At 69.3% G+C, this 25,975-nt stretch carries 25 protein-coding genes; 10 read left to right on the forward strand and 15 right to left on the reverse strand.

Annotation, left to right across the window (positions count from 1 at the left end):
* Positions 1–9 precede the first annotated feature (9 nt).
* The gene (bluB, locus tag ALI144C_RS51215; protein ID WP_076994522.1) at positions 10–657 is read left to right on the forward strand and encodes a 5,6-dimethylbenzimidazole synthase; all 648 of its coding nucleotides are present in this window, start codon (positions 10–12) and stop codon (positions 655–657) included.
* A gap of 61 nt (positions 658–718) precedes the next feature.
* Positions 719–1,252: a hypothetical protein gene (locus ALI144C_RS51220; RefSeq protein WP_237774704.1), complete on the forward strand. Its 534-nt coding sequence runs from the start codon at positions 719–721 to the stop codon at positions 1,250–1,252.
* A 15-nt stretch (positions 1,253–1,267) separates the two neighbouring features.
* On the opposite strand, the gene ALI144C_RS51225 is transcribed toward ALI144C_RS51220, so the two are convergent.
* From ALI144C_RS51225 to ALI144C_RS51255, 7 genes are all read right to left on the reverse strand, one after another.
* Positions 1,268–4,036: an AfsR/SARP family transcriptional regulator gene (locus ALI144C_RS51225; RefSeq protein WP_076994524.1), complete on the reverse strand. Its 2,769-nt coding sequence runs from the start codon at positions 4,034–4,036 to the stop codon at positions 1,268–1,270.
* Between the two features lie 133 nt (positions 4,037–4,169).
* On the reverse strand, positions 4,170–5,336 hold the full coding sequence (locus ALI144C_RS51230) for a WD40/YVTN/BNR-like repeat-containing protein (protein WP_076994525.1): 1,167 nt from the start codon (positions 5,334–5,336) through the stop codon (positions 4,170–4,172).
* Entirely contained in the window at positions 5,329–5,829 is a 501-nt protein-coding gene (locus ALI144C_RS51235; protein WP_076994526.1) for a SigE family RNA polymerase sigma factor, read from the reverse strand. Before ALI144C_RS51235 ends, ALI144C_RS51230 begins: the two co-directional genes overlap by 8 nt.
* 69 nt (positions 5,830–5,898) lie before the next feature.
* On the reverse strand, positions 5,899–6,462 hold the full coding sequence (locus ALI144C_RS51240; RefSeq protein WP_076994527.1) for a TetR/AcrR family transcriptional regulator: 564 nt from the start codon (positions 6,460–6,462) through the stop codon (positions 5,899–5,901).
* Positions 6,459–8,384, reverse strand: a complete 1,926-nt coding sequence (locus ALI144C_RS51245) for a YhgE/Pip domain-containing protein (RefSeq protein WP_076994528.1) — start codon at positions 8,382–8,384, stop codon at positions 6,459–6,461. The genes ALI144C_RS51240 and ALI144C_RS51245 overlap by 4 nt, the downstream gene beginning before the upstream one ends.
* On the reverse strand, positions 8,381–8,998 hold the full coding sequence (locus ALI144C_RS51250; RefSeq protein WP_076994529.1) for an ATP-binding cassette domain-containing protein: 618 nt from the start codon (positions 8,996–8,998) through the stop codon (positions 8,381–8,383). The genes ALI144C_RS51245 and ALI144C_RS51250 overlap by 4 nt, the downstream gene beginning before the upstream one ends.
* A 102-nt stretch (positions 8,999–9,100) precedes the next feature.
* On the reverse strand, positions 9,101–9,709 hold the full coding sequence (locus ALI144C_RS51255; RefSeq protein WP_076994530.1) for a TetR/AcrR family transcriptional regulator: 609 nt from the start codon (positions 9,707–9,709) through the stop codon (positions 9,101–9,103).
* 92 nt (positions 9,710–9,801) lie between these two features.
* Between ALI144C_RS51255 and ALI144C_RS51260 the strand changes: the two genes are divergently transcribed.
* The 5 genes from ALI144C_RS51260 (at position 9,802) to ALI144C_RS51275 (ending at position 12,664) form a co-directional block, all read left to right on the forward strand.
* On the forward strand, positions 9,802–10,110 hold the full coding sequence (locus ALI144C_RS51260; protein WP_143231412.1) for a hypothetical protein: 309 nt from the start codon (positions 9,802–9,804) through the stop codon (positions 10,108–10,110).
* The gene (locus ALI144C_RS56155; protein ID WP_168211552.1) at positions 10,100–10,255 is read left to right on the forward strand and encodes a hypothetical protein; all 156 of its coding nucleotides are present in this window, start codon (positions 10,100–10,102) and stop codon (positions 10,253–10,255) included. The genes ALI144C_RS51260 and ALI144C_RS56155 overlap by 11 nt, the downstream gene beginning before the upstream one ends.
* A gap of 30 nt (positions 10,256–10,285) precedes the next feature.
* Positions 10,286–10,786, forward strand: a complete 501-nt coding sequence (locus tag ALI144C_RS51265) for a GNAT family N-acetyltransferase (RefSeq protein WP_237774705.1) — start codon at positions 10,286–10,288, stop codon at positions 10,784–10,786.
* A 61-nt stretch (positions 10,787–10,847) separates the two neighbouring features.
* Complete coding sequence (locus ALI144C_RS51270) at positions 10,848–11,747, forward strand: sensor histidine kinase (protein ID WP_076994532.1); 900 nt, start codon at positions 10,848–10,850, stop codon at positions 11,745–11,747.
* Positions 11,748–12,016: 269 nt separating this feature from the next.
* Positions 12,017–12,664 carry a response regulator transcription factor gene (locus ALI144C_RS51275; RefSeq protein ID WP_076994533.1) on the forward strand — a complete coding sequence of 216 codons (648 nt, stop codon included), beginning with the start codon at positions 12,017–12,019 and terminating at the stop codon, positions 12,662–12,664.
* On the opposite strand, the gene ALI144C_RS51280 is transcribed toward ALI144C_RS51275, so the two are convergent.
* The 3 genes from ALI144C_RS51280 to ALI144C_RS51290 all read right to left on the reverse strand — a co-directional run bounded on the left by ALI144C_RS51280 (position 12,649) and on the right by ALI144C_RS51290 (position 15,540).
* Positions 12,649–13,695, reverse strand: coding sequence for an alpha/beta hydrolase family protein (locus ALI144C_RS51280; protein ID WP_076994899.1), 1,047 nt, complete (start codon positions 13,693–13,695; stop codon positions 12,649–12,651). The genes ALI144C_RS51275 and ALI144C_RS51280 overlap by 16 nt on opposite strands.
* A 91-nt stretch (positions 13,696–13,786) precedes the next feature.
* Entirely contained in the window at positions 13,787–14,701 is a 915-nt protein-coding gene (locus tag ALI144C_RS51285) for a GNAT family N-acetyltransferase (RefSeq protein ID WP_237774706.1), read from the reverse strand.
* Complete coding sequence (locus ALI144C_RS51290; protein WP_076994534.1) at positions 14,698–15,540, reverse strand: class I SAM-dependent methyltransferase; 843 nt, start codon at positions 15,538–15,540, stop codon at positions 14,698–14,700. The genes ALI144C_RS51285 and ALI144C_RS51290 overlap by 4 nt, the downstream gene beginning before the upstream one ends.
* Before the next feature lie 238 nt (positions 15,541–15,778).
* Here ALI144C_RS51290 and rpsA point away from each other — a divergent pair, with 238 nt between their 5' ends.
* Both rpsA and ALI144C_RS51300 read left to right on the forward strand, forming a co-directional pair.
* On the forward strand, positions 15,779–17,272 hold the full coding sequence (gene rpsA / locus ALI144C_RS51295; protein WP_076994535.1) for a 30S ribosomal protein S1: 1,494 nt from the start codon (positions 15,779–15,781) through the stop codon (positions 17,270–17,272).
* A gap of 354 nt (positions 17,273–17,626) precedes the next feature.
* Positions 17,627–18,208, forward strand: a complete 582-nt coding sequence (locus ALI144C_RS51300; RefSeq protein ID WP_076994536.1) for a hypothetical protein — start codon at positions 17,627–17,629, stop codon at positions 18,206–18,208.
* On the opposite strand, the gene ALI144C_RS55090 is transcribed toward ALI144C_RS51300, so the two are convergent.
* Positions 18,195–19,883 carry a sensor histidine kinase gene (locus tag ALI144C_RS55090; protein WP_168211553.1) on the reverse strand — a complete coding sequence of 563 codons (1,689 nt, stop codon included), beginning with the start codon at positions 19,881–19,883 and terminating at the stop codon, positions 18,195–18,197. The two genes, ALI144C_RS51300 and ALI144C_RS55090, sit on opposite strands and share 14 nt — an antisense overlap.
* An 88-nt stretch (positions 19,884–19,971) precedes the next feature.
* Between ALI144C_RS55090 and coaE the strand changes: the two genes are divergently transcribed.
* On the forward strand, positions 19,972–21,138 hold the full coding sequence (gene coaE / locus ALI144C_RS51310) for a dephospho-CoA kinase (RefSeq protein ID WP_076994538.1): 1,167 nt from the start codon (positions 19,972–19,974) through the stop codon (positions 21,136–21,138).
* Positions 21,139–21,185: 47 nt separating this feature from the next.
* On the opposite strand, the gene ALI144C_RS51315 is transcribed toward coaE, so the two are convergent.
* From ALI144C_RS51315 to ALI144C_RS51330, 4 genes are read right to left on the reverse strand one after another with little or no spacing between them, the layout of a single operon-like run.
* On the reverse strand, positions 21,186–22,625 hold the full coding sequence (locus ALI144C_RS51315) for a glycoside hydrolase family 3 protein (protein WP_076994539.1): 1,440 nt from the start codon (positions 22,623–22,625) through the stop codon (positions 21,186–21,188).
* A gap of 5 nt (positions 22,626–22,630) precedes the next feature.
* Entirely contained in the window at positions 22,631–23,461 is an 831-nt protein-coding gene (locus tag ALI144C_RS51320; protein WP_076994540.1) for a carbohydrate ABC transporter permease, read from the reverse strand.
* The gene (locus ALI144C_RS51325) at positions 23,458–24,450 is read right to left on the reverse strand and encodes a carbohydrate ABC transporter permease (RefSeq protein WP_076994541.1); all 993 of its coding nucleotides are present in this window, start codon (positions 24,448–24,450) and stop codon (positions 23,458–23,460) included. Before ALI144C_RS51325 ends, ALI144C_RS51320 begins: the two co-directional genes overlap by 4 nt.
* A complete protein-coding gene (locus ALI144C_RS51330) occupies positions 24,447–25,754 on the reverse strand; it encodes a sugar ABC transporter substrate-binding protein (protein ID WP_076994542.1) in 1,308 nt (435 codons plus the stop codon). Before ALI144C_RS51330 ends, ALI144C_RS51325 begins: the two co-directional genes overlap by 4 nt.
* Between the last annotated feature and the right edge of the window lie 221 nt (positions 25,755–25,975).

Raw genomic sequence — 25,975 nt, forward strand, 5'->3', positions numbered from 1 at the left:
TGTCCGGGAGTGGATTTCTACGAAGTGGTCGCCCGGCGGCGGGACGTGCGGGCCGAGTTCACCGGCGAACCGGTGCCCGACGACGTCCTCACCCGGGTGCTGGGCGCCGCGCACGCGGCGCCCAGCGTCGGCATGAGTCAGCCGTGGGATTTCGTGGTCGTGCGGGATCCCGTCACCCGCAAGGCTTTCCAGGAACACGTCGCCGGGGAACGGGAGGTGTTCGCCGCCGAGCTGACCGGGGAGCGGGCGCGGACCTTCGGCCGGATCAAGATCGAGGGCGTGCTCGAGTCAAGCCTGTCGGTCCTGGTGACCTACGACGCGGCGAAAGGCGCGCCCGCGGTCCTCGGCAGGCACGCCATCGCCGACGCGGGCCTGTACTCGGTGTGCCTGGCGATCCAGAACCTGTGGCTGGCCGCGACCGTCGAGGGGCTCGGGGTGGGGTGGGTGAGCTTCTACCGCGAGGATTTCGTGCGGGACCTGCTCGGGATTCCCGCGTCGATCCGCCCGGTGGCGTGGCTGTGCCTCGGCCCGGTCAGCCACCTCAACGACGTGCCGGATCTGGAACGGCACGGCTGGCGCAACCGATTGCCGTTGGCCGATGTGCTGCACAGTGAGCGATTCGGGGAACGATTCGGGGCGCGGTTCGGCGGCCAATAACGTCCACAGAGGACGGTATACCGGGGGTTGCCTTTTCCGGGATGCTCGGTAACCTGGGACGATGCCGTCGCAACGTCGCGCGCTGGTCCTGGGTGGGACCGGGATGCTCGCCGGTTGCGTGGAGGCATTGACCAGCGAGGGCTGGTATGTGGTCTCTCCGAGCCGGCGGCGGCCAACGGACACCCACGGCGCTGTATGGGTTCATGCCGACTGGGCTCAGCCGGGAGAACTGGCCGAGCGAGCACACATCGCCCTCGGCGGGCCAGCGGAACTGCTGGTGGCCTGGGTGCACGGGAGTTTCCGGAGGCCGGTCCTGCGCGCGGTGAGCGCACTGCTGGAAGACGAGTGTCCCGTGGTCGAGGTCCACGGCAGCGCGTCGGCCAACCCGCTGCAGGGCTGCCCCGATCCGGTGCTGGCGGGCCACCCCACCCAGCAGGTGGTGCTGGGTTTCCGGCGCAACTCCGGGAGAACGCGGTGGCTGACCCACAGTGAGACCGCGGACGGGGTGCTGGCCGGGGTTCGCCGAGCACTGGACGGCCGCAGGCACGCGGTCCACCAGGTGGGCGAGTTCAGGCCGTGGAACGCCCTGCACTGAGGGGTCCCACCGGCCTCATCCCGTGATGTGCTCCAGGTGCGTGTTGCGGCGCCTGCGCAACAGGTTCAGCGTCCACGCGGCTTTCTCCTCGCCGCTGCGGTCCTTCAGACGGCGGAACGCCGCCAGTGCCTGCCGGACTTCGACCTCGGCGCGACCGAAGTCGCCCGACGTCGCGTGCAGGTCGCCGAGCGAGTGCAGCGCGTACGCCGAGCAGAGGTCGTCGCCGAGCTCACGCAGGATGCCCAGTGACATCTCCAGGTAGCGCACGGCTTTCTTGGTCTGGTCCCGTCCGCCGTACAGTTTGCCCAGTTCGCTGAGCACGCGGCCTTCGCGGTGCCGGTCGCCGGTTTCCCGCGCGAGCAACAGGGCGCGCTGCAGCCAGTTCGCCGCCTCGGCCTGGTTTCCTATCGCCAGTTGGGCCTTGCCGATCGCTTGCCGCGCGTAGGCTTCCGCGTGGATGTCGCCGTGCTCGACGAAGATGTTCAGTCCCTTGTGGAAGTACGGCAGCGCGGCGAGCGGGCGGCCGCGGAAGTACCTCGACGCGCCGATGCCGCAGCTGGCGAACGCCTCGCCGATCGAGTCGCCCACTTCGACGAACATGCCGCGGGACTTGGCGAACATGGCTTCGGCCGTGCTGTACGAGTCGCGGTAGAGGTGCACCTGCGCCAATCCACGCATCAGCACCGCCCGGCTGCCGGTGTCCCCGGCGGCCTTCAACGCGATCTCCTGCACCCGTTGCCACGAGTCGAAGTGGCAGCGGTGGTCGAAGTACGGCACCAGCGTCGTCGCCAGTGCGCACGCCAGCTCGTCCAGTCCTTCGTTCGCCGCGAGCTCGACCACCGAGATCACCGTCTCGTGCTCCGCGTCCAGCCACTTCAGCGGCGCGGCCACCACGGCGTCCACAACGGACTTGTCGATCGGGTGGCGCGCGGTGTCCGTGCGCAGCGGCCGGAAGATGCTCGCGGGCAGTTCGCCGACGGCCCGCTCGGTCAGCCCGAGCCAGCCGGAGACGACCCGGCTGACCGGCTCGCGCACGTCGGCGTCCCCCGAGTCGCGGGCGTAGCACCGGATCAGGTCGTGCATCAGGTAGCGCGGCTGGTCGATCACGTCCACCCCGGCGATGTCCAGCATGTTCGCGTCGACGAGGACGTCGACCAGGTCCGTGCTGTCGCCGCGGCCGAGCAGGGCACCCACCGCCCACTCCGGGATCGATGCCGGGCCGAGCCTGCCCAGCAGGCGGAACGCCGCCGCGGCGGCGTCGGGCAGTTGCCGGTAGCTGAGGTCGAAACTCGCGCGGACAGCCAACTCGCCCGCCTTCAGCTCGCTCAGCCGCTGCGCCTCGTCGGCCAGCCTGCGTTCCAGCACGGTCAACGTCCAGCCGCGGCGACCGGCGATCCGGGCACCCGCGATCCGGATGGCCAACGGCAGGTGCCCGCACGAGCGCAGGATCGCCTCGGCCGACTCCGGCTCGCGGCTGACCCGGTCCAACCCGGCGATCTTGCCGAGCAGTTCGCCCGCCTCCGCCGTCGGCAGCACATCGAGCTCGATCTGGTGTGTGGCAGGCAGTTCCGCCATCCGCTGGCGGCTGGTCACCACCACGCCCCAGCTGTCGGCCGGCAGCAAGTCACGGAGCTGGGCGGCGTTGGCGGCGTCGTCGAACAGCACCAGCATCCGCGTTTCCGACGCCAACGACCGGTACAGCGCCGCGCGGTCGTGGGTGGTGTCCGGCAGTGCGGTACCGGTCACGCCCAACGACCGCAGCAGGCTGCCGAGTACTTCTTTCCCGGTACGCGGCCGATTCGTGGTCCCGGCGAGGTCCACGTACAACTGTCCGTCCGGGAACTCGTCCTTCACCAGGTGCCCGACGTGCACGGCCAACGACGTCTTGCCGACACCGGGCGATCCGACGATCGTCGCGACCGCCGCCGCCTCACCCGCGGTCGCGAACATCGCCCGCAGCGCCGCGATGTGCTTGCCGCGCCCGGTGAAGTCCGGGACGTCGTGCGGCAGTTGCCTCGGGATCCGCGCGAAAGCCGGTTCCGGCCGCGGCGCCTCGCCCTTGAGGATCGCCGCATGCGCCTCGCGCAGGTCCGGTCCCGGTTCGACACCGAGTTCGGTGACCAGCCTGCCGCGGATCTCCGCGTACGTCCGCAGCGCCTCGGCCTGCTGCCCGCTGCCGTTGAGAGCCAACAGCAGTTGCTGCCAACCGGTTTCGCGGAACGGGTGCTCGGCGAGGAACGGCCGCAGCTCGGCGATCGCGTCCTGGTAGCGGCCCTCCGCGACGCGCAGGCTGAGCAGTTCCTCCGTCGCCATCACCTTGGCCTCGGCCAGTGCCGCGAGCCGGTCACCCCACGCGTGCACACCGGGCAGGTCCGCCAACGGGTCACCCTGCCACAGCGCCAACGCCTGCTCCAGGCTCGCGGTCGCCTCCGCGAGGCTGCCCGCGGCCCGCAGCCGACGGGCGTGGGCGACGTGTTCGGTGAACTCGGTCAGGTCGAGCTCGCCGGGGCCGACCGCGATGGAGTAGCCGATCCGGTCGGTCCGCATCCGCGCGCCGATCTCGGGCGAGCTCGCCCGCAGCGCGCTGACGTACGTCCGCAGGTTCGCCGCGACCGAACGCGGCCTGCGGGTCGGCCACAAGGCGTCGGTCAGCATGTCGGCGGTGACCGTCTGGTTGGCGTTCAGCAGCAGTGTTGCCAGCAGCACTCGCGGTTTCGTACCGCCGAGCTCCGCGTCCCCGGCCCGCAGCGGTCCGAGCACGCGGAATTTCAGCTCCGTTGTCACATGGACCCCCAGTCGCACGTCACTGCCACTCAGTCTCGTGCGGGCCACGTCGCCGCACAATACCTGGGGTTCGCCGATCCCTAAGGAACCGTAAGGTTTGTGACGGGGACCACTGAGTACCCCGGAGCCACTGCTATGCGACGGGCAGCTCCTTGTCCCACCAGCTGACTCCGTCCGGCGAGATCAGGGCCCGGCCGTCCGGGCGGATCACCACGTAACCGGTCCTCATCCGCCGCGCCTCGCCCGCGGCCTTGCTCGGTTCCGCGGTGAAGGTCTTGCCGCCGTCGGCGCTGACCCAGCTCTCCCCACTGGTGCTGGGGTACCCGGAGATGCGCAGTTTGCCGTCGGTGCCCGCGACCGGCACTCCGGCGATCACCACGGGTTGAGCGCCCAGCGGCCAAGTCCGTTCCCAGGTGACGCCATTGTCGTTGCTGCGGAAGATCGCGACCATGGTGGTAGGTGTCTCGCCGGCGTTCGCCTCGACCGCGTACACGGCGGTCGGCGAAGCCGCGATCGAGATGGCCCTCGGCGGTCCGGCGGTCAGGGGCAGTGTGCCGAGTGTCCACTGCTCACCGTTCTTGGATGATGCGATCGTGACGTTGCCCGTCGCTCGGTCCCGCCCGGCGACCCACCACCGCTTCCACTGGTCGGGGTAGGTGTCGCACGAGGTCACGTCGAACGGCGGCTGGTGGGTCAGGCGCGCTGTGCCGCCGGTGTCGGGCAACAACACGTTCACGGCGCCGTCGGCGCAGTCCAACACCGACGACCCCGGAATCGTGGCTACCGGCGCAATGCCGCCTGGGGCCGGCACCTGCTGCCAGGTTCGTGCGCCGTCGCCGGAGAAGAGCCGCTTCACCGCACCGCTGGGCGAGTAGTCCTCGATCACAACCCGCGACGCGCCCAACGTGATCAGCCGGTCTGGGCGTTCGCTGAATCTCAAGTCCGTCGGCGGAGCCACGCGGCGTTCCCACGTCATGCCGTCGACAGAGGCCATGAGCCACCCCTCACAGACCGATTCGCATCTGCGACCGAGCGCGTAGCCGTGCGTGGAGTCGTAGAAGTCCAACGACACCACCTGGTTCACGTCCGACGGATCGAGTGGCGGAGCCGTGTCCCGTTGCACCCCCAGGCGAACCAACGGGACAACGGCTGCCGCGAGGAAGACGGCTGCCACGCTGACGATCTGCGTGCGGCGACGCTTGCTCCGGTGGCGGGCACGCGCGATGACGTCGTCCACCGGAGGTTGCCGTACGGCATCGCGAAGATCGGTGCGCAGCCCGTCGAAGTCGAGATCAGGCATTCTCCACCTCCCGGTGCACGCCGAGCCGGGCGGCGAGGGCCGCCCGGGCCCGGGCCAGCCGGGATTTCACCGTTCCCACGGGGATTCCCAACGCCACGGCCACCTCGTCGACCGGCATGTCGGCCAGGTAGTGCAACACCACGACCGCCCTGTGCTCGTAGGTCAGCTTCCTGATCGCGGCGTGCAGTTCCAGATGCTCAACCGCCCAGCCGTCCGGCGACTCCACCGTCGGCGGTGGAGGCTCGCGGCGCAACAGCCGGTCCAGCGTGTTGCGGCGCCGCCAGCGTCGCCGGGCGAGGTTGATGGCCACGGTGTACAACCACGCTTCCGGGCTGTCCGCGGCACGCACCCGGCGGCGTCGGCTGTAGGCGAGCGCGAAGGCCTCCTGCGCCAGTTCCTCCGCTTCGCCGATGTCTCCGACCAGGCCGTACGTCGCCACGACGATGCGCCGGTAGGACGCCTCGTACAGCTCGGCGAACCACTGGTCGGACAACCCGCCCCCTCTCCTCACCAGACAAGAGGCGTCACGCGGCCGGCGGGTTCCAGCCAGTTCCATGATTCTTTACGGCGTCCGGCCGAGCCCCCGGACCAATAACATCACCGATTCCCGGACCTCGTCGCGTGTGCGCTGCCGCTGGAACACCTGCCAGTCCAACGCGACCACGAGCAGCGTGCCGAACAGCGCCGACGCGGCCGTGCCGGTCTGCACGCCGTCGGGCAGCCTGCCGTCGTCGGCCAGGCGCTGCATGTGCTCCTTGACGATCGACACGATGTCGTCACGCAGCAGCGTCAACGTCTCGTGCCACTGGCCCGGTGTCCGCCACAGCTCGCTGACCAGCAGCTGGGCGAACGCCGGGTAGTCGGCGAAGTAGGACAGCGCGGCGTCGACCAGGTCCTCGACCTCGCCGGCCTTGCGCAACCGGTCGGCGAGCAGGTCCACGCCGTACCGCAACAGCGCGTCGACCAGACCGTCCTTGCTGCCGAAGTTGTAGTACACCGTGCCCTTGGCGACCCCGGCTTCCGCCGCGATGTCGTCGACGGTCAGCCCGACCATGCCGTTGGTCCTGGCCAGGCGCAGGGTGGCGTCGAACAGCTTCTGTTTCGTGGCTTCGGTTCTCGGGCTCACAACACCAGCTCCGGCTTCAACCGCGACGGCGTCCACACCCGCTGTCGCCTGGCGGCCAGTGTGGACACCAGGAGCGCGCCGACGAGGTACGCCAGCAGCACGAGCACGTCCTTGCCGACGCTCACCATCGACCCACCGTAGAGCAGGTGGCGCATCCCGTCGACCACGTATCCCATGGGCAGCACGGAATGCAACGGGTACAGCACGTCCGGCAACGTCTGCCACGGGAACGTGCCGCCGGAGCTGATCAGCTGCAGGATCAGCAGGACCAGACCGAGGAACTTGCCGACCGCGCCGAAGAAGGCGTTGAGCGCGTGCAGGATCGCGGTGAACGCCAGGGACGCCAGTGCCAGCAGACCGAACGCGGCCAGCGGGCGGTTCGCGCCGACGCCGACGAGCGTGGTGACCACCGTGAACAACAGGATCACCTGGACGATGCCCAGCGCGGCCGCGGGCAACCAGCCGCCGATCGCCACCCGCCACGAGGGCAGCCCGGCCGCTATCGCGCGGTTCGACAGGGGCTTGATCAGCAGGAACAGCACGAACGCGCCGATCCACGTCGCCAGGCCGAGGAAGAACGGCGCCAGCCCGGCTCCGTAGCTGCCCGCCTTCACCTCGCCGACCGCGTTGATCGCCACCGGGTTGCCGATGGTCTGCGCGGTCGCGCCGCGGGTCGGATCGTCCGGGTGCGGGATTTGGCCGAGGCCCTGGGTGAGGCCGTCGCGCAGCTGCACCGATCCGTCGGCGAGCTGTTTGCTGCCCGCGGCGAGTTTGGCGGTGCCGTCGACCGCTGTCTTCTCACCGGCGGCCAGTTGCGCCGCGCCCGTGTTGAGCTTGTTCGCCCCGGTGGCCGCCTGGCTGATGCCGTCGGCCAGAGCGGGCGACTGGGCGGCCAGCTGCGCGGCGCCGTCGGACACCTGCTTCGCTCCGGCGGCGAGCTTGTTCAGCTGGGCCGATGCGGTCTGGACCTTCGCGTTGGCGTTGTCGATCGGCTGGCGCACCTGGCCCAGCGCGGTCATCACCCGCTGCACCTGCTCCTCGGTGAAGCCCCCGGCGCGCAGCTTGGCCGCGATGTCGCCGTTGAGCTGGTCGAGATCACCGACGAACTGCTTGGACACGTCCGCGATCTGCTGCCCCTGCGCGGCGAGCTGGGCGTTGCCCGCGGCCACCTGCGCGGCGCCGTCGGCGAGCTTGCGCGCGTTCGCCGGCAGGTCCTTCGTCTTGTCGTGCAACGTGTTCAAGCCGCTGCTGAGCTCCTGAGTCCCGGCAGCCAGCTGGTTCGCGCCACTGGCGAGCTTGCGCTGACCTGTGTCGAGTTGCGCCGCGCCGTCACGGGCCTGCGCCGCGCCGTCAGCCAGCTGACTCGCGCCGTTGGCGGCTTCCTGGGTCTTGGAGTAGATCGTGTTGAACCCGATCAGGAACTTGTCCGCCGCCTTCTGGCCGACCTCGGAGGTGAGCGACTGGCGCACCTCACCCGACACCTTGTCGGCGATGGTGCTGACGAGATAGTTGTTGGCGTCGTTGGTGGTCACCGTGATCAGGCCCTGACGCGGCTGGAACTCCGCGCTGGAGCCGAGCGCCGCGGAGAAGTCCTTCGGGATGGTCATCGAGAACGAGTACTTGCCGTCCCGCACGCCCGCGTCCGCGTCCTCGGCGTCGACCTCGTGCCACTCGAACGCGCCGGAGTCCTCGAGTTTCTTGGCGACCTTGTCACCGGCGTTGCCCAACTCCTGCGTGCCCTCGTCCTCCATCACCAGCGCGGCCGGGATGTGGTCGAGCCTGCCGTAGGGATCGTGGTTGGCGAACAGGTACAACGAGCCGTACAGCAGCGGCACCAGTACGAGGGCGAGGACGGCCAGCTTCGGCAGTTTCCCCGCGGTGATCCGGCGGAGCTCGTTGCCCGCCAGGCGAAGGGCGTTCATTCTGTCACTCCGATCATGGCTGCCTCGGCGTTGAGCGCACGCACTGTGGGAATGGCACACAGCACGACGACCGCGAGGCCGCGTTCGGCTTGTCCGAAGACGTGGGGCCACCAGGTCCACGGCTCGCTGACGTGCCGGTCCGGCTGGTCGATCAGCAGAGCCTGAACGTCCGGTTTGGCGCCGGCCGCCTCGATGAGCAGCCGCGTCCGTACTTCCGGCGGGACATTGTCGACGCGGTGGCCGACGTACTGCTCGGCGTCCCGCGTGCGCAGCCAGTCCCGCACAGCGGCGCGGTTGGCACGTTGACCCGCGTTCATCAGCTCTTCGGCGATCGCGTCGCCCAGTTTCAGGCCGTCCTCCGGCTCGTTGACACCGGGCGCGTCGACCAACACGACGTGTTTACGCAACTTGGCGGGGTCCGGGTCGCCGTCGAGGACGACCGTTCCGTGTGACGGCCGGATGCGACCGCCGAGCGCGAGGGCCAGCGTGGTGTGACCGGCGTCGGGCTCGCCCGTGACGAACGTGACCTCGCCTTCGCGGACAGTCAACGAGGTCGGCCGCAGCAACGGCCCGTGCGGCCCGTCGACCCCGACTCGCTCGGCGCGGATCTCCACCGGATGGCCTTTCTTTGAACTGACTGGTCAGTTCAAATAGTGCTCCGCGTGGGACCGCCTCGCAAGCCGGGACACTGTGACGCTGCTTGCTGAGGCTTTCGGTCAGACTCTGTACAGGGTGGACCAGATGATGTCGGTCAGCACGTCGGCGACCTTGTCGTGGCCGCCGGAGTCGCTCGGCCGCAGCATCTGGTGCCCGACTCGCTCGATCATCCAGATGAGCACGGCGGCGGTCTCGCGTGGCTCCACCGGGCGCATGGCCCCGGCGGCCTGGCCGAGTTCGATCGCCTGACGGGTCCGGTCGATCAGCCGTCGCATCAGGCCGCGCAGCTCGTCCGCGACGGACTCGTCGACCGCGGCGGCCTGGGAGACCAGCGTGAACGCGGCGCCACGGTGCCGGTACACGTCGATGATCGCGCCGATCGCCGTCCTGAGCTGCCCGCGGTCGGCCTGGTCGGCGGTCGACCACCAGTCGGTGGAGACCTCCTCGAGGTCGGCGACGACGGCCTTGGTCATCCGGCGGGCCAGATCGCCCTTGTCCTCGAAGTGCACGTAGAAGGTCGACCGGGAGATCCCCGAGACGCCCGCCAGCCGCTCGACGCTCAGTTCGCCGAAGTTCTCGCCGTCCCTGACCAGCTGTTCGGCCGCCGCGAGCACGCGCTGCTCCATCGCGTCGCGGCGTTGCTTGCGGGTGGTTCGGCTCGGCGGCATGTGCACATCCTACTGTCGGACATCATTTCCGGACACGTTGTCCGGACAGAGTGTCTTGACATGATGTCCGAGTCAGGTCGATGCTGGTGGACATGAAAATCGTGCAGCTCGTATTGCGGGTACTGATGTGGATCGCGGTCGGCTCGAAGCTCACGACGATGGCCGGTGTGGCCGCCGCCCGCCGGAGCCCGGACGCCGACGGTGAGGAGATCGCGTTGCTCCTCCTGGCCGTACCCGCCGAGATCGCGGCACGGCTGGAAGGCGTCGGTATCGCCGCAGGCGCCTTGCTCGCGATGACCTCTGACGACTGGGACGAGAAGGTGCTCGCGGGCGGGCTGAGCGCGGGCATGTCGGTGCTGGTGCTGGACCGCCTGATGAACGAGTACGGCCATGGGTACTGACACCGTGCTCTATGTGTGCCTCTTCATGGCCGTGGTCTTCCGCGCGGCGACGGCGCTCGATGACATCGGGGAGAAGACGATGAACAAGGTGTTCGGCTGCTTCCTCACCCTGCTCCTGCTGGCCTTCGTCGCCAGCGTGCTGTAAACGCGTTGACTGGCCGGTGAGGATCGGGTCGTGCAGATCGTCGCGACACCCGTGAGCCAGACCATGCCGCTGCTGCGGGAGTACTACACCGACATCGTCGGCCGGTACTACGGCAGGCCCGCGACCACGGCGGAAGTCGACCAGGCGATGGCCGACGAACCCAGCGACGACATCCACATGCTGCTCGCCGTGGACGGCGAGCAGGTCCTCGGGTGCGTCGGGCTGCGACTGCACCAGCCGCCGTTCGCCGAGGTGAAACGGGTGTACGTGGTCCCGGCCGCCCGCGGCAGGGGAGTGGCGCGGGCACTGCTCGCCGAGGCCGAACGGGTGGCACGGCGGCACGCGGCAGTGACCATGCGCCTCGACGTGCGCGACGACCTCGTCGAAGCCAGAGCGCTGTACGCCGCGTGCGGCTACGTCGAGGTCGACCCGTTCAACGACGACAAGTACGTGGGCCACTGGCTGGCCAAGGAGCTGGTTGTCCCACCAAGTCGCGTGGTTCCGCGGGCACCTTCCGCGGGTCCTTCGTGATCGCCGACCAACTGGAGGACCTACGCCGCGGCTTGCGGGTATGAGCTTGTAGTTTCAGCGCATGCGGGTGGGGGTCGTCGAAGGTGCGGTGTGGACCTGCGTCACCGGCGTGCTGGTGTTCGACAGCTCGCACAATCCCATGCCCTGGGAGCTTCTCGGTGGACTGGTGGCTGTCGCCCTCACAGCGGTGGCCATCAGGCGGTACCCGGCGGCCGCGCTGGCCACGGCGGTGGCGTCCGGCGTGGCGGTGCTGTTCGACTACGGCGGCCGTGTGCCGGTGTGGCCGCTTGTGCTCGTGGCCGCCACCGTCTACCTCACCAGACGCCAGCACGTCCGACGCCGTGCCGAGCAGGACGCGGTCCAGGAGAGGCTGAAGGAACGCGCCCGGATCGCCGCGGACATGCACGACTCGCTCGGCCACGACCTCACTCTGATCGCTGTGCGCGCCGGGGTGCTCGAAGTCTCCGGTGGCCTGGACGACAGCCAGCGTGCGGCCGTCGGGCAGTTGCGGGAAAGCGTGGCCGCCGCGACCGAGCGGCTGCGGGAGATCCTCGAAGTCCTGCGGGAGCCGGAGAGCGTGCGCGACCTGATCGCCAGGAGCGTCGAATCCGGCATGACCGTCACGTCCACTGTGGAGGATGTGGCCGCCGGGATCGAGCCGGTGGTCTACGACGTCGTGCGGGAGGCGTTGACCAACGCGGCCAAGCACGCACCGGGCGCTCCCGTGGTCGTGACTGTCACCTCGAACCGTGTCTCGGTGGTCAACGAACCCTCCTCCCTGCAGAGCGGGCTCGCGTCCGGCGGAAGCGGACTCGCCGGTCTGCGCAAGCGGGTCGAACGAGCCGGTGGGACATTCGACGCCGGACCGCGTGACAGCGCCGACGGTGGCGGGTTCGCTGTGACGGCGAAGTTCACGGGCACTTCCGAGGGGATCGCCCCACTGCCCTCCCAGGTCGTTTGAGTGAGTCGGTTCGCGCGGCCGTCCGTCGCGGGCGGCCCGTCGGGGTGTGGGTTCTCCCAGGGGCGGTGCAGGTCTGCCGCGATGCCGCCGAACTCCGATCACTCCCCTCGGCACGCCTCTCACCGGTATGAGGCACACTGATCACCGCAGCCGTCTGGTCGATCTTCTCGCTGTCGCAAGCAGGAATGACCAACCAAAGGTGGCACTGATGATCGACAAGGGCGGGCTGGCACCGCTCGAAGGTCAAGACTCAAGCTAGGAACGGTTTCGTGATTCGGGTGGTGCTGGCCGACGACGAGGCGATGGTCCGGGCGGGCATCGCGGCCATCCTGGGCAGCGACCCCGGGATCGAGGTCGCCGCCCAGGCCGGGACCGGCCGCGAGGCCGTCGACCAGGTTGCCAGGCACCGTCCGGACATCGCGGTGCTCGACATCCAGATGCCCGAGCTGGACGGTCTGACCGCGGCTGCCGAGATCAAGCGGCTGCGGCCGGAGACCGGTGTGGTCATGCTGACCACGTTCGGCGAGGACGCCTACATCGAACGAGCGCTGTCGCTGGGCGCCAACGGTTTCCTGGTGAAGTCCGGCGACCCCACCGAACTGATCGCCGGGATCAGGGCGGTCGCCGACGGCGCCGCGTTCCTGTCTCCCCGGGTCGCCAAGCGGGTGATCGACCAGCTGCCCCGGTCGAACTCCGGCGCGCGGGACAGGATCTCGGTCCTGACCCCCAGGGAGACCGAAGTGCTGGCGCTGCTCGGCTCCGGACTGTCCAATGCGGACATCGCCGCTCGCGTGCACATCGTCGAGGGCACCGTCAAGGCACACGTGAGCGCGATTCTCGGGCGGCTCGGGGTGCGCAACCGGGTGCAGGCGGCGATCCTGGCCTACCAGGCCGGGCTCGTTCAGAGCCTGGACTGAAAGAACCCGGTCAGGTAGTCGCGGAAGACCCGCACCGAGGCCACCGGGTCCCCGGTGCCGTACTGGTTCTTCCACGCGTTGGCCGGGATCTTGTCCTGCTGCCCTAACGCCACCGCCAGGTAGCCGTTGTCGGTGGCCGAGGAGTGCCCGGTCTCCGGCAGGTACCTGCGTTCCTTCCACCCGGTCAGTCGCGGCCACGCCGCGTCCCAGAGCCCGGCCCAGCCCTCCTCACCGATCGGGCTGGTGAGCACCGCGTACGGCTTGGCCACGTCGACCGGCCGGTAGATCGGCCCGTCCATGCTCACACCGGCCTTGACCCGCTGGTCGGTCGCCAGCACCTGGATCGTCGCGACACCACCCGCCGAGTGCCCGGCCATGCCGATCCGGGACTGGTCGATCCGTACCTGACGCCGGGTGAGCAGGTCGTCGAGCACGACCTTGACGTCCCGCGTGCGCTCGGAGAGCACCTGGCCCCAGTCGGGCTGGGGTTTCATGCCGCACGGCTTGCACGGCAACAGGCGACCGCCGGGGAACTCGACGCCGCCCCCCTCGTACGCGTGGTCGATCCCGGCGACCACGAACCCCTGGGAGGCAAGCTGCTCGGCCATCGTCGTCAACGTGGTCCGGCTGTTGCCCATCCCCGGGGACAACACGACAAGCGGCCAGCCACGCGAGCTGGGCAGCGCCGGTGCGTTGCGGCGTGAGTGCACCTTGACCCGTTGCAACGCGTTGTCCGGCAGGTCCAGCCCGAGGCCGCGCACCGCCGCGGCGGATTCCGCCGCCGTCATGTACTCGGCGGGCCTGCCCATCGGGAGCGCCGGATACCACAGCGAGACCATGAGTTCCTGGCGCTGGCCAGGCTGCCACTGGCTGGCCCGAGTGGGGTCGGTCAGGTGATAGCCGCGCTGCCCGACGGGCAGCTTCCCGCCGGGTCGCAGCAGCCCGGCATCCGTTGCGGCGGTGGCGGTCGCGGGCGAGGCCACGGCCAGCACGGCCGCGGTGATCAAGGGGAGGACGGCGAGGTTTCGCATGATCACAGTGTTGTGATCATGCGGTCCCGGCACATCGGACCACGGTCCAGAGCCGTCTATGACTTTGGTCGGGGGTCCGGCCCGGAATCGGTCACCGCAGGGCTGAGGCGGGCCGGACCTCCCAGATCGTCCAGAGCGGCCGGTAGCCCTGGCGCGCCCAGAACACCGTGGACAACGGGTTGGGCGGGTTGAAGTAGAGGAAGGTGCCGACCGCGCCCGCCGCGGCGAGCTCGCGGTGCACCACCGAGATCAGCTCACGTCCCACGCCCGCGCCGCGGAACGACGGCGACACGGAGAAGCTGTTGACGTAGCCCCACAGCCCGTGGCGCAGGCGGGTCTCGCTCCACGACCCCGTGGTCGACTCGTTGTACCAGCACTCCGCCATCGCCACCGCGATCCCGTCGCGTTCGCCGATCCAGATCGGGTCGCCCTGGTCGAGGTGACGGGCCAGCGCCGCCCCCTTCACCTGCTCGGCACCCGGGCGCAGGACCGTGCCGCCGACCATCGCCGAGTACTCCAGCTCGGCCATCGCCAGCGGGAGCAGGGTGTCCAGGTCGCGCAGGGCCGCGCGGCGCACCTTCAGCGCGCCGGGCGACGGCAGCAGCGGCGCGCCGGTCCGGATGGCCAGTGTGGACAGCGGGACGAGGCCGTGGTCGAGGAACACCCGCGTGGCGATGACGTCCCGGCTCGGCCAGGTGACCAGGCACGACGAGTCCGGGCCCGTGCGCAGGCGGCCCATCACCGCTCGCCACCCCTCGGCCAGCTCGGCCATGCCGTGCTCGCCGAGCATCGGGTGCAGCTCCCACACCTCCAGCGCGGACCACAGCGTCGGCATCGCGTCCGGCGCGAGCCTGGTCGGCACCAGCACACCGGCCACCCGCGAGCCGTCGGGCAACGCCGCGGTGATCACCTCGCCGTCCGGCGGCCGCACGGCGGGCGGCAGCATCGGGTCGAGCCGGGCGAACCACGTGCTCTGCGTGTCGACCAGCTCGTCGGGGAAGCTCACGCACCCCTCCGGCAGCTGAAGATCACCGTGCCGGGGAACAGGCCGCCGCGCAGCGGGCTCCACTGGCCCCACTCCCTGGTCTGCTCCTCCGGCCACTCCGGCTCGATCAGGTCCTCGACGGCGAACCCGGATCCGGTCAGCGCCCGCACGTAGTCGCCCAGCGTGCGGTGGTGTTCGACGTAGGTCGGGCGCCCGTCGGCGTCCACCTCGACGTACGGGGTCCGGTCGAAGTACGAGTTGATCACCTGCAGACCGGCGGGGCCGGGGTCGTCGGGGAAGATCCACCTGATCGGGTGAGTCACGGCGAAGACCCACCGGCCGCCCGGCCGCAGCACCCTGGCGACCTCGCGGAAGACCGTCCGCACGTCGGAGACGAACGGCACCGCGCCGAACGCCGAGCACGCGATGTCGAAGCTCGCGCCCGCGAACGGCAGGCGTTCGGCGTTCGCCCTGATCAACATCGGTGTGATACCGGTCACGTCGTTCGCGTGCTTCGCGTGCCGCAGCATCCCGGCCGAGAGGTCGAGCGCCGCGACCCTGGCGCCCTGCCCGGCGAGCCAGCGGGCGCACGGCGCGGAGCCGCAGCCGATCTCCACGACGTCCTTGCCCGCGACCTCGCCGAGCAGCTCCACGTCGCGTTCTCGCAGGCCCTCGGGGCACCAGAGGAAGTCGGCGGCGCCGAGGAAGTCCCCGTGCTCGGCCATGTAGTCGTCGGCGTCCGCGTCCCACCACGCGATGTTGGCGGCCACGGACTCGCCCGCGTCGACCTTTCGACGAGCGGGACCGACGGTTCCGAGAGTAGTTTGAGCGCCGGCGTACCGGTCCTGCTCGCTGTCCACGCCTGCTCCTTATGGGCATCCGGTTTGCCCGACGTTCGCGCGGGCGCGTACGATACCGCCCGCGCGGTGAATTTCGCGCTGCCTGCGGTTCAGGTGAGAAATCTGGGAATCGGGTTGCGCGTATCGGTGTTGAACCTTGTGCATGATCACACCAGCCACAGGGCGTTCGCCATCACACCGTGCGCCAGAACTTAAAACAACCCAACTACTCCCAATCCGTACCGGAGCCACCTACCTAATGTCCACCGACACCACCATTGTCCCGGCTTCCAACGCGCCGAAGCAGCAGGTCGCGATCAACGACATCGGGACGGCGGAGGACTTCCTCGCCGCGATCGATGCGACGATCAAGTACTTCAACGACGGCGATATCGTCGAAGGCATCATCGTCAAGGTCGACCGCGACGAGGTACTTCTCGACATCGGCTACAAGACCGAGGGTGTCATCCCCTCGCGTGAGCTCTCGATCAAGCACGACGTCGACCCCAACGAGGTCGTCAAGGTCGGCGACGAGGTCGAGGCGCTTGTTCTCCAGAAGGAGGACAAGGAGGGTCGCCTGATCCTGTCCAAGAAGCGCGCGCAGTACGAGCGCGCCTGGGGCACGATCGAGGGGCTCAAGGAGGCCGACGAGCCGGTGCGCGGCACCGTCATCGAGGTGGTCAAGGGTGGTCTGATCCTGGACATCGGCCTGCGGGGCTTCCTGCCGGCGTCCCTGGTCGAGATGCGCCGGGTCCGCGACCTGCAGCCGTACGTCGGCCGCGAGCTCGAGGCCAAGATCATCGAGCTGGACAAGAACCGCAACAACGTGGTCCTGTCCCGCCGTGCCTGGCTCGAGCAGACCCAGTCCGAGGTCCGCAGCGAGTTCCTCAACCAGCTGCAGAAGGGCCAGGTCCGCAAGGGCGTCGTGTCCTCGATCGTCAACTTCGGTGCCTTCGTGGACCTGGGTGGCGTCGACGGCCTCGTGCACGTCTCGGAGCTGTCCTGGAAGCACATCGACCACCCGTCCGAGGTCGTCGAGGTCGGCCAGGAGGTCACGGTCGAGGTCCTGGACGTCGACATGGACCGCGAGCGCGTCTCGCTGTCGCTGAAGGCGACCCAGGAAGACCCGTGGCGCCAGTTCGCCCGCACCCACGCGATCGGCCAGATCGTGCCGGGCAAGGTCACCAAGCTCGTTCCGTTCGGTGCGTTCGTCCGCGTGGACGAGGGCATCGAGGGCCTGGTCCACATCTCCGAGCTGGCCGAGCGCCACGTGGAGATCCCGGAGCAGGTCGTGCAGGTCGGCAACGACGTCATGGTCAAGGTCATCGACATCGACCTGGAGCGCCGCCGCATCTCGCTGTCGCTCAAGCAGGCGAACGAGGGCTTCACGCCGGACACCGAGTTCGACCCGACCCAGTACGGCATGGCCGCCGAGTACGACGCCGAGGGCAACTACATCTACCCCGAGGGCTTCGACCCGGACACCCAGGAATGGCAAGAGGGCTTCGACAAGCAGCGTGAGGAGTGGGAGCGCCAGTACGCCGAGGCGCACACCCGCTACGAGCAGCACATGTCGCAGATCCGCAAGGCCGCCGAGGCCGACGCCGCCGCTGCCGCGGGCGAAGGTGCCGAGGCCGCCGGTGACCAGAGCTACTCCTCGGCCGGGTCGGAGACCCAGGCCAAGAGCGGTGGCACCCTGGCCAGCGACGAGCAGCTCGCCGCGCTGCGCGAGAAGCTGTCCGGTGGCGTCTGACCGCCGCTGAGCAGGCTCGCTAGCTAGTACGAACGAGGGGCCCCACACCGGTTTCCGGTGTGGGGCCTCTTCGTGTGTTGGCGAGGCGGAGTCAAGTACTGCTGGTGTTCGCGCGGTCTCGCTGCGTTGCGGCCCTCGGTGTAGCGGACGTCGGTTCACCAAGATCGTTATCAGGTGCTTGTGTCGCTGCGGTGATCAAAAACCGCTGCTCACCGCCGCGACAACCCGAGACGTGTGTGTTGCTCGCGTTGTTCGTTCGTTACTTTTTCGGGGATTGGTGTCCCGTTCACCCATCAGGGGGACTACGGTCTACACCTTGTGAGTGCTAAGGCATGGACACGGAGTGCGTCCGCCGTGGTGCTGATCGCCGGTTTGGCGGCCTGCGGGACTGAGAAGCGAACACCCCTCGTAGTCCCCGCCCCCAGCTACAGCCCTTCGTCGACGAGCCCGCTCAAGTCGGCCTCGTCGCGGATCGTCGGCGCCTTGCCGACCGGGTGCGGTGCGATCGGCACACCGGAGGAGATCTCCGACGCGGTCGGCAAGCAGCTTCCCGGGGCGACGAAGTTCGTCAACGGCAACGCGGACGCGAGCATCGGCCGCACCGACCGGATCGACTGCTTCTACGGCGTGGGCAACAGCGAGCAGGTCAACGACGCGCCCGTGCGTGTCGGCCTGGCGAGCTACAACGACGCCAACTCGGCCGCCACGAGGGTCCAGAAGACCATCGACGACGAGAAGGGCGCGGGCGCCAAGGCCAGCGAGGTCCCCGTCGGGTCCGACAAGGGCACGCTGCTGACGGCGCGGAAGACCGTCACCCTGGTCGCCACCCACCAGGGCACGACCGTCGTCGTGATCGCCACGACCGACGCCGTGCCCGCCGCCCAGGCCGCCACGGTCCTCAGCAAGATCGCGGACCGCGCGCTCAGCCCGCGCTGACCCGCAAGGTCATCCTGACCGTCGTCGGCCCGCCAACCGGGCTGTGCACGGTCATCGCCCCGTCGAAGGCGCTCAGTCGTCGCGCAACGCCACGCAGACCCGTGCCGCGCGACGCGTCGGCTCCGCCGCGTCCGTCATCCCGGACGACCAGCTCGAGCGCGTTCTCACCGAGGTGGACATCCACGCGCGCCGCGGTGGCGTCCGCGTGTCGTGCCACGTTGAGCAGGGCTTCGCTGATCGCGAAGTACGCCGCGGACTCGACCGGCGGGTCCAGTCGCCGGGGCAGGGCCACCCTGACCTTGACGGGCAACGGCGTGTCCAGGGCCAGCGCCCTGACCGCGTCCCCGAGCCCGCGGTCGGCGAGCACCGGCGGATGGATGCCACGCACCAGGTCACGCAACTCGGCCAGCGCCTTGGCGGAGTTGTCCTTGACCGCGGTCAGCACCTTCTTGGCCTTCACCGGGTCCTGGTCGATCAGCTGCTCCAACGCGCCCAGCTCGAATCCCATGGCGACCAGCCGTGCTTGGGCGCCGTCGTGGAGGTCGCGTTCGATCCGGCGCAACTCCGCCTCCGCGGCGTCGCTCGCCTCGGTCCGTGTCTGCGCCAGCTCATGCACGCGCAGCGCCAACGCGGTCTCCTTGCCAGGCGACAGCATGTACTTCACCCAGCGGCCGTTCAACCTGACCACGAACGGCGCGAGCCAGACCGCCCCCAGCATCAGCACCACCGCGACGGGCAACGCGAGCAGGTCCGACCCGGCGAACTGGCCGTACCACCCGCCTCCCCAATCCCGTTCCGGCGCGGGCACGAACCAACGCCACGTCTGCGGGATGGCCAGGCCCCAGCCTCCGTAGATCGCCAACGCGAGGGGCACCACAGTCATCGGCACCCCGACCAGGGGATCCAGGAGGAAGAACAACAGTTCACGCCGGGTGACGCGTGGGGTGAGCGGCTTGGCCACCGGCGCACCCGACCAGTCGGCCGCTCGCGTGCGACGCAGGTTCGCCACCTTCCACGCCCACGGCACGGCGACCAACGCGACCAGGCTGAACAACGACAGCGCGAACAGCCCGGAGCTGCGGCCCCACTCGACGACGAACTTGCTCGCCTTGCCGCGCATCGGGCGCCGTGGCGGGGTGAGCCACACTTTGCTCGCGGCGGTGTGCACGCGGAGCAGCACCGGCGCGACGACGAAGCCGAGCACGACCAACGCGAGCCCCCACGGCGCGTTCAGCACCCCGTAAACGATCAACGCGGCGGGCATCAGCGTGAGCACGTTGCCGACAGTGGCGCTCAGTACCAGCCACCCGACGTCGCGCCAGGTCGCCCGGTCGTCCAGCATCCAGTCGACCCTGTTGTACAGGGTGGGCAGCTTCGGGGTCTTGTACAGCTGCCCCAGGCACTCGTAGAGGCCCTCGGCGTCGGGCTGCGGCGGCGCGGGCTCGGGCGCGTAGGGGCTGGGGATGTGGACGGAGTGCCACCGGGCGGCCAGGCGACGGTGGGCGCCCGTGACCCGGCGGGCCAGCCCGACCGCCCACGGAACGAGCACCACCAGGCCCAGCGAGAGGCTCAGCAGCAGCACGACCGCGTGCGCCAGCAGCGCGACCAGGCCGAGCAACGACAGCCCGCCCAACACCAGCCCACGCACGGGCGCGATGGCGACGTCCCGAATCACGCCGCCCAGTTTGCCCCGTGCGTCCGGGGCCGGACATTGCGCGCAGACCCACAACACGGGTGGGGCTAGGTCTACCTACGATCAACTCATGCTGCGAGTGGGCCTCACGGGCGGGATCGGGTCAGGGAAGTCAACGGTGGCCGGGCGGCTGGCCGAACACGGCGCGGTGCTGATCGACGCCGACAAGCTGGCCCGTGAGGTGGTCGAGCCCGGCACACCGGGCCTGGCCGCGGTGGTCGAGGCGTTCGGCGCGGATGTGCTCGCACCGGACGGCACGCTCGACCGCCCGAAGCTGGCCGCGGTCGTGTTCACCTCGGCCGAGCAGCGGGAGCGCCTGAACGGGATCGTGCACCCCCTGGTGGGTCAGCGGACCGCGGAGATGCTCGCCTCGGCGGCGGACGACGCCGTGGTCGTCCATGACGTGCCGTTGCTGGTCGAGAAGAACTACGCGCCGATGTACAACCTCGTGGTGGTCGTCGACGCGGACGTGGAGCAACGCGTGCGCCGCCTGGCCGAAACCCGCGGCATGGCCCCGGAGGACGCCCGTGCCCGCATCGCCGCCCAGGCCACGGTCGAGCAGCGTCGCGCGGTGGCGGACGTATGGCTGGACAACTCGAGCACACCGGACCAGGTCCTGGCACAGGCCGACGCGCTGTGGGCGGATCGCCTGGTGCCGTTCGAGGCGAACGTGCGGTTGCGCCGCCGGGGCAAGTACGGCAACCCACGCCTGTACGACTACAACCCCGAATGGCCGTCGCAGGCCGCACGGCTGGCTGCCCGGATCCAGTGGGTGACGGGTGGTCTGCGCGTGGACCACATCGGGTCGACGTCCGTGCCCGGCCTGCCCGCGAAGGACATCATCGACCTCCAGGTCACCGTGTCCTCTTTGGAGCAAGCCGACGGCTTCGCCGAACCGTTGACGGAGGCGGGTTTCCCGGTGCGCCCGGAGAACACCGGCGACCGCGGCGAGGAGGAGACCAAGCGGTACCACAACTCGGCGGATCCCGGTCGGCTGGCCAACATCCACCTGCGTGTCGAAGGCAGTGCGGACTGGCGCGACGCGTTGCTGTTCCGCGACTGGTTGCGTTCCTCGGCTGAGGAGCAAGCGGACTACCTGACGCTCAAGCAGGGGATCGCCAAGCGGTTCGCTTCTGTGGACGACCTCACCGAGGTGGCGACCGCCAAGGACGCGTGGTTCGACTTGGCTTTGCCGCGTGCGCGGTCGTGGGCGGAAGCGACCGGCTGGCAGCCGTGACAGCGAAGGCCGGGCCATGCGGCCCGGCCTTGGCTGTCTGTCAGGGGCTACTGACCGGCGAGGCGTTCCGCCGCGGCGATCATGCTCACCTTGGAGCCGCTGAACGTGTCGATCCGGGGACCGGAACCCGCCGCCGCGCCGGGGACTCCGGTCTCCACGTGGATGAAGGCCAATTCGCCCAACGACTCCAGCAGTTCACGCACGTGCGCGTGCCGGTGTGCTTCCCGTGTCACGAGCACGACCTGGCCGAATTCGCTTGCCGCCGCGAGGATTTCCGCGCGGTCGGCGTTGCGCAGCGACTTGCTGCCCGGGACGAGGTCCACCAGGTACTGGCCCACACCCCACGGCATCGGGCCCGCGGCGATGGTCGGCGTCGACTCGATGTCCACCACCAACGCCGGGCCGGTCAACCCGACCTCACCCCGCACACGCAACGCTTGACGGGCAGCGCGCAGCCCCAGCGCCAGGTCCAGCGGCTTGACGTCCGTGGCGACAGGCGGCGTCCGGAGGTCCGAAGCCCGCCGTGACGCCTCCACCAGCCGGTCCTCCGGCAGCGCGCCGGATCGCACGGCCGCGACGATCGCGGAGGTGATCGCGTCCAGTACCAAGGCGTCGAACGCCTGGCCGCCGATGCACAACGCGTCCGCACCCGCGATCAGCGCGCCGACAGCCGCCGCCGGGATTCCTTCGTTGCGCCCGAACGCTCCGGCGACCGCGCCCATGTCCAGCGCGTCGGTGATGACCGCGCCCGTGAAGCCCAACTCGCCACGCAGCAAGTCCGTCAACGCCCTGGGATTGAGGGTCGCGGGCAGTTCACCCCACTCCCGCACGACCAGGTGGCCGGTCATGATCGCACGGGTGCCCGCCTTGATCGCGGCGGCGAACGGCACCAGTTCGATCTGGCGCAGTTCCTCCTCCGTGCGCGGCAGGACGGGCACGCTCAGGTGCGAGTCGTCGGTCGCCGCACCGTGGCCGGGGAAGTGCTTGGCGCACGCGGAAACCCCGTACTGCTGCAGGCCCGTCACGTACGCCGCGACGTGTTCGGCCGCGTCCGCCGGGACCGAGCCGAAGGAGCGGACGCCGATGATCGGGTCCTCCGGGGTCAGCGTGAGGTCCGCGCTCGGCGCCAGGTTCACCGTCACCCCGCACGCGGCGAGCCGTTCGCCGAGCGCCGCCGCCACCTCGGTCGTCAGCGCCGGGTCACCGGCCGCGCCCAGGGCGAGCGGGCCGGGGACGAAGGAACCGGTGTTGACGTCCAGCCGGGTGACGTCGCCGCCTTCCTCGTCGATGCCGATGATCACGTCCTCGCGTTCGGCCCTCAGCTGCGCGGTCAGTTCACGCACTTGCGCGTCGTCGACGACGTTGCGGCCGAACAGGACCACACCGCCGAGGCCCTCTCCGATCCTGCGGCGCAGCCAGTCCGGCGCGGTGGTGCCGCCGAAACCCGGCAGGAGAGTGGACTCGGCGAGCTTCTCCAGTGTGGACAATGCAGTTATCCCTTCACCGCTCCCGCGGTCAGCCCGGACACCAGCTTGCGTTGCACGATCAGGAAGAAGATCAGCGCGGGCACCGCGTAGATCACCGACGCGGCCATGATCCCGCCCCAGTCCACCAGGAACGCCTCGCGGAACGTCGACAGCCACACCGGGATGGTCCGCTTGCCCTGGTCCTGCATCAGCACCAGCGCGAACAGGAACTCGTTCCACGCGGTGATGAAGCTGAACACCGACGTGGCCACCAGTCCCGGCCCGAGCAGCGGCAGCGTGACCCGGCGGAACGCCTGCCACCGGCCGCAGCCGTCGATCATCGCGGCTTCCTCGAGCTCGATCGGGATGCCCTTGACGAAGCCGTACAGCATCCAGCACGTGAACGGCAGCGTCAGCGCCATGTACACCAGCAGCAGCGACGGCAGTTGGTTGAGCAGCCCGGCGTCGCGCATCAGCAGGTACAGCGGGATCAGCAGCGCCTCGATCGGCGCCAGCTGCGCGACCAGCACGAGGAACAGGAAGCCCTTGCGGCCGCGGAAGCGCATCCTGGCCAACGGGAACGCGGCCAGCACACCGGCGACCAGTGCGGTGAGCACCGCGCCGAGCGTGACGATGAGGCTGTTGGTCAGGAACGTGGTGAAGCCGGGTTTGCTCAGCGCCGACGTGAAGTTCTCGAAGGTGATCGAGAACGGGATCAGGTCGTAGCGCGGCGACAGCACCTCGCCGGGGGTTTTGAACGAGGTCGTGATCAGCCAGTACGTCGGGAACCCGAACAGCAGCGCGCCGACCACACCGACCGTGTTGAGCGCGATCCGCTGAGGCAGTGACTTCCTCACTTCAGGTCCACCTCCTTGGAACGCAGCAACAGCTGGATGTACCGGGCCAGCAGGATCACGAGCACCAGCAGCATGAGCATCGCGATCGCGGCGGCCGGGCCGAAGTGGCTGCCCGCGATGCCCTTGAGGTACATGTAGATCGGCAGCGTGGTGCTCTCGCCGTCCGGCCCGCCCTGCTTGATCGCCCACACCTGCGTGAACACGCGGAAGTCCCAGATCACCGACAGGAACGTCACGATCGTCAGGATCGGCTGGATCGCGGGCCAGCTGACCGCGCGGAAGGTCTGCCACGGCCCCGCGCCGTCGATCCCGGCCGCCTCGTACTGCTCACGCGGCACGCCGATCAGGCCCGCGTACAGGCTGAACGCCACGAACGGCACCGCCTGCCACGTGATCAGCAGGCCGATCACGGTCAGCGTGCTGGGGCCGTCGCTGAACCAGGAGTGGCCGATGAACCCGTCGAAGCCGAGCAGGGCCAGCGTCTTGTTCAGGATGCCGTACTGCTGGTCGAAGATCCACTGGAACACCGTGGTGGCCGCCACCGCGGGCGTCGCCCACGCGACCACCAGCGTGACCTGGAGCAGCACCCGGACGACCGGGTTGAGCTGCTTCATCAGCAACGCGATGAACAGCGCGACGACGATGGTCGCCGCGACCACGGCACCCATGAAGACCAGGGTCCGCACCGTGACTTCCCAGAACTCCGGGTCGCCGAGCACGTCGCCGTAGTTGCTCACACCGACCCAGACCAGCTGGCCGGTGACCAGTTCGCGCAGGTCGAGCTTGCGGAAGCTGATCATCACGAGCTGCACCGTCGGCCAGATCAGCAGCGCGCCGATGGCGAGCACACCGGGCGCCAGCAACAGGTACGGAAGCACGGAGTCGCCGAAGCCCTTGCGGCGGCGCCGTGCTCGCAGGGTGGGGACACGCGGCGATGCCGGCGGGGTGTTACCCGCCGGCATCGCCGCGACGTCCTTCGTCGACGTCATGAACCCGCGAGCAGCTTGTCCAACGCGGCGTTCGCGTCGGTGGTCGCCTGGTCGATCGACTTCTTGCCCGTCAGGTACGCGGTCATCATGTCCTTGAGCGGGTTCTGGCCCGACTCGACCTCGCCCCACTTCGGGCTCGACGGGACCGCGCGGCCGTTCTGCGCGGCCTTGGCCATCACGCTGGCGAACGGGTCGCTGGACAGCGCGCTGATGTCCGTGGACGTGCCGGGCACGTAGCCGCCCTTGGCGATCTCGGTCTGGTACTTCTGGCCCGACAGCAGCTTCAGGTACGCCTTGGCGGCCGCGGTGTTCTTGCTGTTGACCGGGATGGCCAGGTTCGAACCGCCGAGGAACACCGGTGCGCTCTTGCCCGCGCTCTTGCCGGGGATGGCGAACGCGGCGGTCTTGTCCTTGATCGTCGGGTCGGTCTTGGCCGCGGTGGCCACCTCACCGGGGGTGCCGATGAACATGGCGACCTTGCCGCCGCCGTAGATGCCCGCCTGCTGCGGGGTGGCCTCGTCGTTGTCCTTCGGCGCCTTCGTGCCGGACGCGTCGACGAGCTTCTTGTAGAACTCCAGGCCCGCCTTGGCCTCGGTCGAGTTCAGCGTCGACTTGAAGTTCTTGCCCTCGGCCTTGGCGATGTCGCCGCCCTCGTCCCAGATGAACGACAGCAACGAGTACCAGTACTGGCCCGGCAGGTACAGCGCCTGGAAGTCGGGGTCGCTGCCGAACTTGGCCTTCAGCTTGTCGATCGCGGCCAGCCACTCGTCACGGGACGCCGGCGGCGTGGTGATGCCCGCCTGCTCGAACAGGTCCTTGCGGTAGATGACCTCGCGGTTGGCGGCGTAGAACGGCATGCCGTAGGTCTTGCCGTCGAACGTCGCGGAGTCCTTGAGGCCCTTGAGCCACTGCCCGCCGTTGAGGTCGTTGACCGAGTCGCTCAGGTCGGCGAGCACGCCCTGCGCGGCGAACGCGGGCGTCTGGGTGTTGCCGATCTCGATCACGTCAGGCGGCGTCTGCGAGGCGAGTGCGGTGGTCAGCTTCTGCTGGATGCCGTTCCACTGCTGGATCTCGTACTTGATCTTGACGCCGGGGTTGGCGTCCTGGAACTCCTTGTGCAGGGCGTTGGTCAGGGGTTCCGGCGCCGAGCCGGTCATCAACCAGACCGTCAGCTCGCCGCTGAGCTGCTGTGGCGCGTTCGCGTTGCTTTGGGCGGTGTTGCCCGACCCCCCGGAGCCGGCGCAGCCCGCAGTCGCGAGGGAGATGGCGACAGCTCCTGCCGCCAGCTTCATCCAGCGCTTCACTCGTGCCGTCCTTTCGAGCCCGGCCACCCCGGGCGCACAAATGGTGTAGACCAATGCAGTGCAGCGTGGTCCGGACCACACCAACTGTCAAGCAGGTTGCCAAGACGTTGTAAAAGAACAGGGAGCGCGCCGTTACTCGGCCAGTTCGGTGCGTAATCACCCCAAGATGCCACAAACCCCCTGCGAGGGATTGACCATCCGCAGGGGGTTTGTGGTGGGTA

The organism is Actinosynnema sp. ALI-1.44, from assembly GCF_001984155.1.
Lineage (GTDB): Bacteria > Actinomycetota > Actinomycetes > Mycobacteriales > Pseudonocardiaceae > Kibdelosporangium.

Excerpts from the sequence above, each read along its gene's own strand:
- ALI144C_RS51245 (WP_076994528.1), bottom strand. The coding sequence starts at position 8,384 with ATGAACGCCCTTCGCCTGGCGGGCAACGAGCTCCGCCGGATCACCGCG.
- ALI144C_RS56155 (WP_168211552.1), top strand. The coding sequence starts at position 10,100 with ATGGGTACTGACACCGTGCTCTATGTGTGCCTCTTCATGGCCGTGGTC.
- ALI144C_RS51255 (WP_076994530.1), bottom strand. The coding sequence starts at position 9,709 with ATGCCGCCGAGCCGAACCACCCGCAAGCAACGCCGCGACGCGATGGAG.
- ALI144C_RS51220 (WP_237774704.1), top strand. The coding sequence starts at position 719 with ATGCCGTCGCAACGTCGCGCGCTGGTCCTGGGTGGGACCGGGATGCTC.
- ALI144C_RS51325 (WP_076994541.1), bottom strand. The coding sequence starts at position 24,450 with ATGACGTCGACGAAGGACGTCGCGGCGATGCCGGCGGGTAACACCCCG.
- rpsA (WP_076994535.1), top strand. The coding sequence starts at position 15,779 with ATGTCCACCGACACCACCATTGTCCCGGCTTCCAACGCGCCGAAGCAG.
- coaE (WP_076994538.1), top strand. The coding sequence starts at position 19,972 with ATGCTGCGAGTGGGCCTCACGGGCGGGATCGGGTCAGGGAAGTCAACG.
- ALI144C_RS51270 (WP_076994532.1), top strand. The coding sequence starts at position 10,848 with ATGCGGGTGGGGGTCGTCGAAGGTGCGGTGTGGACCTGCGTCACCGGC.
- ALI144C_RS51230 (WP_076994525.1), bottom strand. The coding sequence starts at position 5,336 with ATGCCTGATCTCGACTTCGACGGGCTGCGCACCGATCTTCGCGATGCC.
- ALI144C_RS51280 (WP_076994899.1), bottom strand. The coding sequence starts at position 13,695 with ATGCGAAACCTCGCCGTCCTCCCCTTGATCACCGCGGCCGTGCTGGCC.
- ALI144C_RS51260 (WP_143231412.1), top strand. The coding sequence starts at position 9,802 with ATGAAAATCGTGCAGCTCGTATTGCGGGTACTGATGTGGATCGCGGTC.